The sequence below is a fragment of the Vibrio rotiferianus CAIM 577 = LMG 21460 genome (assembly GCF_002741985.1).
GTDB lineage: Bacteria > Pseudomonadota > Gammaproteobacteria > Enterobacterales > Vibrionaceae > Vibrio > Vibrio rotiferianus.
Window position 1 is genome coordinate 37,880 of sequence record NZ_APHW01000101.1, and the last position, 12,464, is coordinate 50,343.

The following is a 12,464-nucleotide window of genomic DNA, read 5'->3' on the forward strand; positions in this document are numbered from 1 at the left end:
GTTCGCTAACGAAAAGATTACGCCAATGGCGAGTTCTCACAATACTTCTGGTCATCCACCGTCAGTGTTTGCTTACTCACTTGGCTTAAGTGATAGTGCACTAACATCAACAAATCATGAGCGTAGAAGAGCTCAAAAGCATCTTCACCATTTTGGCGACAAATTGCCTCACAGCGATCAGCGTGTACTTTGGCTTTGAGTGGTTGTCCTGCTTTAAGTAGGCTCATGGCTAAGCGATATTCTGCGCGCTCTTCTTGCATCCAACCACCAGCAACCTTCCAATACTCAAGTGCCAGTGTCGCCGCTTCTAACATGTGTTCTATTTGCGCTTCAGAGCGCGCCTCAAGCTCTTCATATTGGCAAGCAAGGTTGTTACCCGTAATGGCAATCGAGCGCGCTAGCGGCTCTACAACCTTGTCTGATTCTAGACCAGCAGCTGCATTCACTAACCATGTGCTCGCTTGCTCTAGCTCATTCATCGCCGACAGTTCGTTGGCAATCTGAGCAAACACGCGGCGCTGGTCGACATCATCTAAATCAGCGATGTGATCCGTATTTTGGTCAATAAAATACTGCGCTACCGCTTTAGCTCTCTGGCGTGCCAAACATTGAGTTGCAACGCCGTTTTCGAGTTTATCTAAACTAGTAAGAAACTGCTTTGGATCGTGTAAATGACCAATGGAGGTATGCAGCATTAAAGGCAAAATGCGTTCAGCATGATTAGTATCTTCCACCTCACTAATCGCTTGTTCTAATTGCTTGTATGTTTGTTGTGGCTGCGCTTCATGCTGTTGCCAGCTTTGGTTTATAAATGCATCAAAATCCGTATTGAAAGACATATCCTTATTATCCTTTTTCATTGCTCTGGATTGCTTATTAGCACAACAACCCTACACAAAATTTAGCCAAATAAGGTAAAACTTGCCGGATTCTGAGAATGGTCTCACTTAAAGTGGTGTACCCTTCTCCAACGCTAATAGTCGTTGTTTGCGCTCTACCCCGCCCGCATAGCCAGTGAGCTTGCCACTTTTACCGATCACTCGATGGCATGGCACCACAATCGAAATTGGGTTTTTACCATTAGCCAGCCCCACTGCACGCACAGCTTTGGGGTTGCCGATCGCATTCGCAAGGTCTTGGTAGCTCCACGTTTCGCCATAAGGAATGGTCGTCAGCGCATACCAAACTTGGGTTTGGAAATCAGTACCCGTTGCCGCAAGTGGCAAGTCGAATTCGTTACGCAGCCCAGCAAAGTATTCTTCCAATTGGGTAACGGTTTGGCTAAGCACGATATGCTGATCATCACGTTCACCCAAATCGTATGGTTTGGTGGTACACGTTTCAAACCAAATCCCCAGCAAACCTTGCTCGTTGGCTTGGATGGTCACTGCGCCTAACGGACTTGGCATTACCGTATAAAGTGATTTCATGATTGATTCCATAAGTGAAAAGTCGCGTAGCTGCCCCAAGGCGACGCTGTATGAGTATTCAATGACGGATAGTTTGGCATAGCTTTCTTCACCACCAAGTCTTTATCTAAAAAACAATCCGGTTTAGACTGACCACGCAGTTGCGCATAGCTCACCGTCCACGGGCCTATGCCTTTCAACTCCAGCCATTGTTGTGGGCCCGCTTCTGGATTCTGCTGCATGTACTGAGCAAATCGCACCAATGTGTCTTTACGACTTTGCGGCATGCGCAAAAAACTGACATCGGCACAGGCAATTGCTTCTGGCGTTGGGAAGTGACGTACTTGCTGGTCGTTGCTGAGCGTCTCTACTAGCAAATTAAGCTGCCCAATCGCCGCTTTGACCGATACTTGCTGCCCTAACACAGCACGAACTCCAGCTTCCCATGCACTCCACACGCCTGGAATACGAATACCCGGTGTTTTGACTAATCCCGGCGCAATGTATTCAAGGTGCTGCTCCACCGTACAGATATCCGCATCGAGGTCGAACATACGACGCACACCAGCCACGAGACTCAGCAGCTTGGTTACGTCTTCAATATCAAACGCCATCTCAAGGTAACCTTCGCCCTGAGTGACCTTGAATCGCGCCTGACAGTCATCCAGAGAAACGTTGCGCAGGTATGCATCTTCAGTAACTTGCTCCACTCCCTCAATTGCACGTAAGCGATAAAAATCAAGCATATGTTGCCAATTCAACGCACCGCGATAAGGCAATACAATTCGATTCGTCCCCATGCCATCAAACTCTTTTCGGCGTATTTGAGATGGCGTTAGTTGCAGGATTTTTTGAAACGCATCATTGAAACGTCGCGTACTATTAAACCCCGCGGCAAACCCAATTTCAGTGACTGACATGGAGCTCGAGTGTAGCAACTGCTTGGCAAACATCAGTTGTTGGTATTGAGCGTATTGCTTGGGTGACATTCCAAGATATTGCTCGAACAGCATGCGCAAATAACGATCTGAGATCCCTAGGCGCTTCGATAATGCAGCAAGAGACTGGTTCTGCAATTCTCCGCGATCGATCATTGTGATCGCGCGTTGAAATGTTGTCTCGACACCTTTCCACGCCCAAGAGCCTGGGGCGCTATCGGGTCGGCATCGCAAACAAGGGCGATACCCAGCCTTCAAAGCTTGAGTTTTATCGGTGAAATACTCGACATTTTCTTCTTTTGGTAAGTTGGCAGGACAGATAGGGCGACAAAAGATGCCGGTGGTTTTCACTGCAATGTAAAAGCGTCCGTCAAAACGACTGTCTCGTGCCATACGCGCTCTCTGGCACTGCTCCCTGGTTAAAGAAGCGTATGGATTGATGGTCATATTAGTGTTCCCGTTTTCATCCTTCATTTAGAACCAACATTAGGGCTCAATCAGTACACATACATTGTAGATTGCAATGCAGAATGAGGTTAGCCATTTTCGGAACTCAATAATGAGAAAATGTGGCATTAGTCAATTTGTGCACTAAGGTTAGGTAAGAACAACACAACAACGTCGGCTAAAGGGAATTGGCATGGACTTACATACGTGCGTGATTGTACTTAGAAATCACAAGGTTATTACTAGCAGATCGGTGGAACACTCTATAGGCATTATTGAGCGTGACTCGGATAATGAGATTTCAGAAATTCAAATTAATACAACTGATGGCACCAGCATAAGGACTTATCACTACAATTGTGTGGAAGATTCACTCGAAAGTTTAATGAACCTGTAATTACTCCTATCTCCCTTGTAAAAGCAAAAGAGCACAATTGATTGTGCTCTTTTTTTGTCGTTCATCTACCTGACTTAATAGCACAGCACTGGATGCATTCTGCCATAACTCTAGGTTCAGAAAGATCCAAATAAAAAGCTCTTAGTTTTATACCAAGAGCTTTTCTTAATCTCACTTAGAAGATGACAAATTATCTCTATTCGTCGGCAGGAATGTCTGCGATTTGCTGCAAGCTATACGCGGTGAGAGGGTCGATGTCTTTAACCAGTTCTTCAACCTGTTTAATCGCCTCTACAGACGTGCTAGCTTTGCGATAACTCAAATAGATAGGGCGGTACCAATCTTCTACGCCAGACACCTTGTAGAGCTGCCCGCTTGCGATAAATGGCTCAACCAAAGATGCTGGTAGGTATGCGCTACCACCTTTCTCCAAAACGAAGTCTAATGCGATACGAGCGGTAGAAGTGCGAAGGTAAGGAGCTGGGATTTTTGGGTGACGTTCCGCATGCTCAGAAGCGAAGCGTGTACCCCAATCCACATACACGTATTTCTTACCAAATACGGTATCAAGAGAGTCAGGCTCGGTAGAAACTAACACAAGCACCACATCCGCTACTTTTTTGCAGTTGAGCTCATCCGCTTTGATTTGGTCAAAGGCAAATGCCATATCGAGAGTACGCTCTAAAAGACTGCGGCTGAGCATTTCACGACCCATGACTTCCGCCATAAAACCATAACCACTGAACGAGTCTGTTACCACACTCAAGCAATTTTGCAGGTAAGCATCCCAAATATTCGGCGTACCGCCCATAGTGAGCTGTAATGCTTTGCCATCTTCAAGGGATAATTCGAGCTTAGCTTGCTGTAAAGTGGTGACCATCACCTCAGCATAGCCGATCAAACGCTCGCCTGCAGACGTCAACTTTATGTTATTTCGATCACGAATAAACAACTGCGTATCGAAATAACTTTCGAGTTGTTTGATGCGTGCGCTTACTGCGGCTTGAGTAATGTATAAGTTCTCAGCAGCTCGTCCGAAGTGACGAACCTTTGCCAGCTCTAAAAATGTTCGAAAGACCTTTACATCCATAAACCATCTCCTGGTCAATATAAAACCAGATTAACAACTAATTAAAATTTTGACGACAAAAAAGTTTTGTTTTTCTTTTGTTAGCTTTGCGCCTAATTTCGCCGTAATTCATCACATTCATCAATAACGGTTACAGAGGCTGTTGATATGTCTGACACTGAATTTCGTCATGGCAAAAAACGTTTTTACGACAACGTAAAATTTCCGCGCGGCTTTGCAAAGTCTGGCGATTTTACTCTCTCAGAAGAGGAAATCCTAACAATTTATGGGGATACTATGCTTGGCCTAGAGTCAGGCGAGTTGACACCTGAGAACTCCGAAGAAAAACACTTCGTGAAAGTTCTAGAAAACCCAGGCAAAGCGAAAACAAAAATCGAACGCACTTGGTTGAAGTACGTCCAACTGGCTCGTGGTCGCAAACGCTTTCACACGCTAAATGGCCGCAACAAACCAGAAGCGTCAGATGACTATGCAGAAGAGAGCTTAGCAGAAGACGATTAATTCCAGCCCCTCACCAAGTGTTCACGCTTGGATGAGTCAAAGAAAAGCCCTTAAGTAATTTCTTTAAGGGCTTTTTCAACTCAATAAGCTCACTTCCCACTATTTGGCCAGCATTGCAACCTTCTTCAGGAAGCTGTCTTTTAGGTGTTCTTGGTCATACTCCAAGTGATAGGTGTTATGGAATCCCACTTTCAATTCCACGCCATTCCCCCGCATAAAAACGTTGTAGCCATCATAATCAGAGAATGCTTCAACCCCTTCATATATTTTACCGAATTCCGTTGGCGTGCCTTTGTTCATGACACATTCATATGCTTGCAGCACTTTGGTGGCGTCTAGTTCATTTCTCATTGCGATTTTCCTCAGCAATAAACTCCATTTAAGTATGGTTAAAGAAAAAACACCGTGCCACACCATAGGTTGCGTAAGATCATAACTTCCGTATTTTCTTGTTACTTTCTCTTACAGAACAAACCTCTACTCAACGTATCAGTTACATGAAAAACTTAATTTCAGTCATAAATTTTAAACACTAAACAGCTAGTCTAGCGACACAAACGCCTTCTATGTAAGTAAGCCATTATCGTAAGCAAACGTGAAAACTGCTGAGAAAAGCAACATTGATTAAAGAAAAAGCAAATTTTTGACCTAAAACAATAGCAGTTCGCCATTACTTATTTTATAATGCGAATTAATGTTTCAGGACATCTTAAATTCCAATAACTAGGGGCACAAAATGAGACTTATCCCGTTAGCTCAGGCAGCACAAGTAGGCAAGTGGGCAGCAGCACACATCGCTAAGCGTATTAACGACTTCAAACCAACTGCTGAGCGTCCATTCGTTCTGGGTCTACCTACTGGTGGCACTCCTCTAGCAACTTACAAAGCATTAATCGAACTTTACCAAGCTGGTGAAGTAAGCTTCGAACACGTTGTAACATTCAACATGGATGAATACATTGGTATCCCTGCGGATCACCCTGAATCATACCGTTCATTCATGTACAGCAACTTCTTCAACCACGTAAACATCCAAGAAGCGAACATCAACCTTCTTAACGGTAACGCGGAAGATCACGAAGCAGAATGTCAGCGCTACGAAGACAAAATTAAGTCTTACGGCAAGATCAACCTATTCATGGGCGGCGTGGGTAACGACGGTCACATCGCATTCAACGAGCCAGCATCTTCTCTGTCTTCACGCACTCGCATCAAGACACTGACAGAAGACACTCGTATCGCGAACTCTCGTTTCTTCGATGGCGACATCAACCAAGTGCCTAAGTACGCACTGACTATCGGTGTTGGTACGCTACTAGACGCTGAAGAAATAATGATCCTAGTAACAGGTCACAACAAAGCACTTGCTCTAGAAGCAGCAGTAGAAGGCAGCGTAAACCACCTATGGACGGTTTCTGCACTTCAGCTTCACCCTAAAGCAGTGATCGTTTGTGATGAGCCTTCACAACAAGAACTTAAAGTGAAGACAGTTAAGTACTTCTCTGAACTAGAAGCGGAAAACATCAAAGGTTTCTAATCCTTCGGATGACGACCAAAGATAAACGCTGAATAGACAAAACCCGTGACTGCTCACGGGTTTTTCGTTTCTAGATGACAGTGCGGCTAATAGGCTTGAATACCAAACTGGCGTAGGCGTTTCGGTAACACTTCATCTAACCTATCTACCTCACTCGCTTCAACTTCAATTAAGTTGAAATTGTGATTTTTGTACACTCCACGAATCTTCTCTTGCTCCGATTCTGACATCTCGCCGGTGTCACTGCCCCAAAATTGCAAATAAACTTTGCCACTAGGCAGATAGAAATCACTGGTCACGTCTTGGGCAATTGGTAGTTGGCGTTCGTACGCATGCACTACGCCCGCTAGATATAACCAATTATCGATTAACAGTTCCCCTTTGGAGCGAACGTAATGCCCGTCTAAAGTGCGGTGTTTGGCTTCAAACTTTTGACGAAAGTTGGAAAGGGACTTGTCCGTGGAATGAGACTCGGCATCTTGCCCCAAAAACTCAATCACTGACTGCTTAAGGCGCTTGTTACGCAACACTATGTCATGCCACACCACAAAGGTATGATTCGATTCCTTATCGACACGCAGGTGACCTCCAGCACGTATGCCCGCTTCGGTCAGGCTCCAACCTTCGTCAGATTTGCTAATCCAACCTAACTCGCTTAACAACTGGTTCATGCGTTTGGCATTAAGTTTGAGCTTCTCACCCAGTTGGGTAGCGCTGTAGGTTTTGCCAGAGGACGTCGCAAGTTCTATGTGCAAATTGGTTGGCCAAACGATGAACGGCCCAAATTTAGGGTGATCGACATACTCACCACCGTACTTGGTGCCCTCTTCGGTCAAAATCCAATGGTCGTCTTTACGCACGATGTAACCCGCGCGTTTCAGATCAGCAAACAACAGCTTGGCTTCTATCTGGCGCATTTTTGCTAACGCCGATGTGGAAATTTTCTCTGACATAACGCGCTAACTCCTAAATATCGCGAATAAAGAACCCTAACTCTGACATTGCTACCCGTTAATCTTATCGTTCTATGAACAACATATGCATATTAACGCATTGATTTCATTGCTTGAAGTAAGAATAGGTTAGATTTTCTATCCACTGCAAAAAAGAGCCACTTGGTAGGGTTAACTTGGTAAATAAACGCAAAACGGTAACAATTTTTCTAAAACAGAGACTTAAGGCCAATGATGACGCTGACGATTAATACTCTCTATCAAGTAAAACTGACAATCTTCAATTCAGCTCACTTTTTCACCACCCCAAAATACAACTGAGCCCCTCTGGGCATTTGAAAATGCGCTAACTTCGCTTCGATGCAAGCTCAATATCGGCAAAACCATCAGGCTCACTGAAAGAAAAACCATTTATAATTTATAAGGTTAGCTCTGTTTTAGTAACAAAAATCATTTGATGTACTGCTAATAAGTCGAATGTTAAATTGGTTTTGGTTAGTACATCCGGGTGTAATGTATGACTGCGCTCGATGTCGCTTAAGTGTCAAATCTCCAAGGATGGAGTCCCCATCAGGCACTTGAGTTCCACTTGATGTATGCTCTTATTTTTAATATCAAAAAGGACTCGTTAAGAGTCCTTTTTTTCATTTAAACAACCATGTATCGCAGATAGCGCGCAAAACGCGTCAGACTACGAGCTATCATTGATGATTATTTGATGATGAGTCGAGCGTTAATCGGCTGAATCGGGCGATTATTTTTGCCCATGATATCCATAAACGCTTTCACTTGCGCTTCAGATACCGTTTCAACATCTTTCAAAACCAGCCAACGAACACCTTCAGAACATGGTGGTGTGGTTAACGAGCCATTGAATCGGTAGTAGGCGTGCTTAGAAGGAATGAGCGATTTGATACTCACAGACTCAACGCTGGTTGTTTTTCCCTCTTCAAACTCTTGCTTCAGCAACTTGCTCAGCGCTGGATTTTCATCTCCTAGCTTATAGAAAACGGCGACAACAGCGAGATTGCCATCTTTATCGGTATGAACAAAGTGTGCCTCAAGCGGGTACTCTTTTCCGTCAACATGGTTTTCAGATGGTGTGTGGAAGTGAAATTGAGAAAGCGTGAATTTTTTACCGTCAACCAATAGCGTGTTATTGCCCTCAACATTGGCTTGCAGAGTATGGCCGTTATCAATGGCGGAAACGGAATTGCCTAGGTAGTTGATGCTTATCTCATCCATAATGCCCAACACAGTTGATTGAATATTTACCGGGCTTTGGTTCTTACCTTGTTGGCAATCTTCAGAGAATTTACCCCAAAATTCAGGCCCATTCTCACCTTCGTATCCCCAATGCGCAGCATGTGCTGTAGAGCTCAATAGCAGGCTAATCGCTAACAGTGATTTATTCATTTTATCCTCATTTTAATAAATTAATAAAAATCAGATAATTAGTAAAACGTCAAAGTCATCACAGTGTCAGATAAATACAAACACAACCATAATCAACATTTATCAAAATAAATCAAGCAAATATTTAAATGGATTTAAAAGAAATACAATAGTGAGATTTGTATTTCATCATTAGACTAGACTATTTCAACATCAAGAAATTCTAACAAAATAAGTTGAAGAGATTTTCTTATGCACTAATAATCCAACCATAAAGCGACCATCGTCTAAACCCCATCTCTTTATTAGCAGCACATCTCTATTAATAACAATTTACTTTTAGAGTCCAATGCTCAACAAAACCATCATTGAAAAAGACATGCAATTATGAGTGAATATATTTACGTTTATGATGACAAAATATTGGATGAATACCTAGATAAACTGAATGCCAGTAAGAGTATTGTAAACAGATCGACGCTAAGATTACTTGCTAATGAACTAAAGATTGAACTTTCGGTCGGCCGACTGAAAACTAAAGAATTTTATGACTATATAAAAAGACCAAAGAATCTCACTAGGTTATTAAAGTAACGACTATTTAGCTATACGCTCCAGGTGTTTAGATTCAAACTCAACATCCGCTATATATATTGAACTAAAACACTGGTCATATACTATAGCTTTTATCAAACGTTACTATTGTTTGATTTCACTTTTTGTTCCGTAGATTTAATCTACTTATTCTGCACAATGATCCTTTAGCAGCTTTAACTCTTTAAAGCTGCTTTTTTTATCGTTTTCAGTGCATATCAGACATAGAAGCGACTGCGGATAAGCACCATTGCTGATGCGTAATGTCTATGATGTATTTGTCACTATCTCTTTTCTAACATGCCTTTATCGACAATGAAGTCTATGATTTCCGGCAAGCCTTGCCCTTCTTTTAGGTTGGTAAATACATATGGCTTTTCAGGGCGCATTCGAGCGGTATCGGCTTCCATGACTTCTAGTGACGCACCAACATAAGGCGCAAGGTCTATTTTGTTGATAACAAGCAGATCAGAGCGTGTGATGCCCGGTCCGCCTTTGCGCGGGATCTTCTCTCCTTCCGACACATCAATCACATAGATCATTAAATCAGCCAACTCTGGACTAAACGTGGCACTAAGATTATCACCACCACTTTCGATAAATACCACATCTAGGTTTTTGTGCCGCGTAGAAAGCTCTTCTACCGCTGCTAGGTTCATTGAGGCGTCTTCCCTAATCGCGGTATGCGGGCAACCACCTGTCTCGACCCCAATAATACGGTCTGCATCTAAGGCTTCCGCTTGAGTCAAAATTTTTGCATCTTCTTGTGTGTAGATATCATTGGTGACCACTGCAATTTGATACTGGTCTCGGATGGTTTTGCAGAGAACCTCCAACAATGCCGTTTTACCAGAACCAACAGGTCCACCAACGCCAATTCGCAAAGGTTGTTTGTAGTCTTCTTGCATAAGAATTTTCCAAAATAATGGATAGGAGTAAATATTTGATGTGTTTTAACTAACGATGAATAAGCCGAAAGTTATTGAAAGACAAATGACCAATAATCATCAATGAGTAATTGATGACCAGGTATATGGCGTATTAGAATTTTCAGTAAGGTACTAAGTTTTGAACAAGGTACTAAGTTTTGAATAGTTTGAGAGTGATTAGGCAAACTCATTGGCCAAGCTTTAGACTAACTAACCCGTAAATATTGATAACGAAGGATTGCAATTTTTATCATCAACAATAGCTACATGATTCGACTGGTAGGTTATGTCTCCTAACCACTCTCGACACAAAATATACAATAGAAACATCGCTATTCCATTCCGATATCAGCCCATAAACTTTAGATATAAACCTCAAAGCAAATCATCTAAACATTATGGCCCAATATCTATATCTACTGGTATTCAGGATTATTTAAGCACCTCTTCAGCATGAAGAACATCACCGCCAACTGGTCTCATAACAAAGAACTTATCAGCTGACTCTTAATCTTAATTTCGACTACTGATAGAAACACCATCATTACCCTTTACTTTCAATTACTTAATCAAAAAATCAATAGCACGCATTTAGAAATTAGCTCAAATTGCTAAGATAATGCACTTTCTTTGATGAATTTATGAAAAGTAGGAGTGAGTGGCGTTATACTGTGCATTGTACCGTCGCATGGATGCTTTTCTTTTAGCCCAACTTACTGCATGTAGTAAGCCCAATTATGAGATAAGCAATAGTGGAATATAGATATATTGAAATGTACAAGCCTGTGAAACTTGAGGAGTTTTACGTAGAGTATCACTACATTGTAAACATCGCCTTTGCGAAAGGGACGGTCTATATCAATGATCAGCAAATCACCATCGATGGCCCATCAACATTAATCATTCCGCAGTTTACTTGCCTGTCATGTCATTTGACTCAGAAGTCGTCATTCTCGCCCTTACAAATTCAGCTGTTAATCGTGACCGATGAGATGCTAGAAGGCTCGCTACTTCAACTTCCTCAAAAACGTAGCTTCATCAAAAACACCGTAGCCCATCAATTGCCAACCCCAGTGGATGTGGACAACAACTTTCAATTGCTCAAAGAAGTGTATGACTCACTGAGTAGAGATGCTCTGAAAATCATGTTTTTAGAGCAAACCTTATACTTTGTGTTACTTTCACTTTGTGAGTCTGGCATCGATGTCTTCAATGTATTTCAATTTAATTACGAAGAAAGTAAGCGAGAAGTGATCGCTAGAATGATCACGAAAGAACCACAAAGAAAGTGGCAAATACAGGATGTCGCCAAACAACTGTTTACTTCAACTTCTACATTGAGAAGACATTTACAAAAAGAAAATTTATCGTTTAGCCAGCTATTAGTCGACGTAAGAATGGGGCTCGCACTGAACATGTTAACGTTCACTTCCTATAACGTTTCACAGATCAGCAACCGATGCGGGTTTGGCAGTGCCGCTTACTTTTGTGATGCCTTTAAACGCAAGTACCACCTGACACCATCACAGTTCCGAATCCAGTCTAAAAAGACCAGTGATGCGTCTCTTGTATCAACAAGAAGTAGCGAGGTGAGCTAAAGATTCTAAATTGAAGTCTAAGTGCAGGACTTAGCGAGCAAACATTAAGATTTACGACCATTTCGTTCTGATTTTCACTTAAATAACCAATCCTTGAGTTTAGGTAACATTTTCTCTAACCATGCATGAGTATGGTATCTCGCTTTATGCAATAGAAAATTTCACTATATACCCGAGCGGCCTCAAGGTGCTTGGGCATGGAAATTAGATTTAGGGAAGTATTATGTCTAATTCGATCACCGTTACATCTGATGACTACAACAATATCTGTCGATTACTTGATAACATTCCGAATTTCACCGACGAGCTGCTTAAATTAGAAGAAGAAATTGACCGCGCTTTGATTGTCGAGCCACATGAGATTAGTAGCGATATTGTCACGATGAACTCTAAAGTGACGTTTAAATTCCTTGGTGAGGAAGAACAAATTCAGAAAGTGCTCGTTTATCCAAACCAAGTAAAAGACAACTCTCACATCTCCATACTCGCTCCGATTGGTATGGCGCTCATTGGGCTATCTGTCGGTCAACGGATCGATTGGATACTGCCAAACGGCAACAAGAAAACCATTGAGATCTTGGATGTCGTTTTTCAACCAGAAAGAAATATAGAGTAGAGATAATCCAACGAGCAATTGAATCATTAGCCATCACTCCTAAACAGAGTGATGGCTTTG

13 protein-coding genes are annotated in these 12,464 nt (G+C 42.4%); 5 read left to right on the forward strand and 8 right to left on the reverse strand.

Annotated features, from left to right (window positions below):
• Positions 1-17: 17 nt before the first annotated feature.
• The 3 genes from B853_RS17340 to B853_RS17350 form a co-directional block, all read right to left on the reverse strand.
• Positions 18-839 carry a hypothetical protein gene (locus B853_RS17340; RefSeq protein ID WP_038886140.1) on the reverse strand — a complete coding sequence of 274 codons (822 nt, stop codon included), beginning with the start codon at positions 837-839 and terminating at the stop codon, positions 18-20.
• A 108-nt stretch (positions 840-947) separates the two neighbouring features.
• On the reverse strand, positions 948-1,430 hold the full coding sequence (locus B853_RS17345; protein ID WP_010453577.1) for a methylated-DNA--[protein]-cysteine S-methyltransferase: 483 nt from the start codon (positions 1,428-1,430) through the stop codon (positions 948-950).
• Positions 1,427-2,794, reverse strand: a complete 1,368-nt coding sequence (locus B853_RS17350) for a DNA-3-methyladenine glycosylase 2 family protein (RefSeq protein WP_038886142.1) — start codon at positions 2,792-2,794, stop codon at positions 1,427-1,429. Before B853_RS17350 ends, B853_RS17345 begins: the two co-directional genes overlap by 4 nt.
• 193 nt (positions 2,795-2,987) lie before the next feature.
• Here B853_RS17350 and B853_RS17355 point away from each other — a divergent pair, with 193 nt between their 5' ends.
• Positions 2,988-3,191, forward strand: a complete 204-nt coding sequence (locus B853_RS17355) for a hypothetical protein (RefSeq protein ID WP_081469201.1) — start codon at positions 2,988-2,990, stop codon at positions 3,189-3,191.
• 196 nt (positions 3,192-3,387) lie between these two features.
• Here the strand turns inward: B853_RS17355 and B853_RS17360 are convergent, their stop codons facing one another.
• Positions 3,388-4,281, reverse strand: coding sequence for a LysR family transcriptional regulator (locus B853_RS17360; RefSeq protein WP_038886145.1), 894 nt, complete (start codon positions 4,279-4,281; stop codon positions 3,388-3,390).
• 147 nt (positions 4,282-4,428) lie between these two features.
• Here B853_RS17360 and B853_RS17365 point away from each other — a divergent pair, with 147 nt between their 5' ends.
• Positions 4,429-4,782 carry a MaoP family protein gene (locus B853_RS17365; RefSeq protein ID WP_010453583.1) on the forward strand — a complete coding sequence of 118 codons (354 nt, stop codon included), beginning with the start codon at positions 4,429-4,431 and terminating at the stop codon, positions 4,780-4,782.
• A gap of 99 nt (positions 4,783-4,881) precedes the next feature.
• Here the strand turns inward: B853_RS17365 and B853_RS17370 are convergent, their stop codons facing one another.
• Positions 4,882-5,133 (reverse strand): DUF3081 domain-containing protein, encoded by a 252-nt coding sequence (locus B853_RS17370; protein WP_010453585.1) that lies wholly within the window; start codon positions 5,131-5,133, stop codon positions 4,882-4,884.
• Between the two features lie 385 nt (positions 5,134-5,518).
• On the opposite strand from B853_RS17370, the gene nagB reads away from it, so the two are divergent.
• Positions 5,519-6,319 carry a glucosamine-6-phosphate deaminase gene (nagB, locus tag B853_RS17375; protein WP_010453588.1) on the forward strand — a complete coding sequence of 267 codons (801 nt, stop codon included), beginning with the start codon at positions 5,519-5,521 and terminating at the stop codon, positions 6,317-6,319.
• A gap of 86 nt (positions 6,320-6,405) precedes the next feature.
• On the opposite strand, the gene B853_RS17380 is transcribed toward nagB, so the two are convergent.
• The 3 genes from B853_RS17380 to ureG all read right to left on the reverse strand — a co-directional run bounded on the left by B853_RS17380 (position 6,406) and on the right by ureG (position 10,169).
• Positions 6,406-7,272 (reverse strand): glycerol kinase, encoded by an 867-nt coding sequence (locus tag B853_RS17380; RefSeq protein ID WP_038886146.1) that lies wholly within the window; start codon positions 7,270-7,272, stop codon positions 6,406-6,408.
• 711 nt (positions 7,273-7,983) lie between these two features.
• On the reverse strand, positions 7,984-8,688 hold the full coding sequence (locus B853_RS17385) for a carbonic anhydrase (protein ID WP_038886148.1): 705 nt from the start codon (positions 8,686-8,688) through the stop codon (positions 7,984-7,986).
• An 857-nt stretch (positions 8,689-9,545) separates the two neighbouring features.
• A complete protein-coding gene (ureG, locus tag B853_RS17395) occupies positions 9,546-10,169 on the reverse strand; it encodes an urease accessory protein UreG (protein ID WP_010453596.1) in 624 nt (207 codons plus the stop codon).
• Between the two features lie 794 nt (positions 10,170-10,963).
• On the opposite strand from ureG, the gene B853_RS17400 reads away from it, so the two are divergent.
• Both B853_RS17400 and rnk read left to right on the forward strand, forming a co-directional pair.
• Complete coding sequence (locus tag B853_RS17400) at positions 10,964-11,788, forward strand: AraC family transcriptional regulator (protein WP_010453598.1); 825 nt, start codon at positions 10,964-10,966, stop codon at positions 11,786-11,788.
• Between the two features lie 223 nt (positions 11,789-12,011).
• Positions 12,012-12,404 (forward strand): nucleoside diphosphate kinase regulator, encoded by a 393-nt coding sequence (gene rnk, locus B853_RS17405; RefSeq protein WP_010453599.1) that lies wholly within the window; start codon positions 12,012-12,014, stop codon positions 12,402-12,404.
• Positions 12,405-12,464 lie beyond the last annotated feature (60 nt).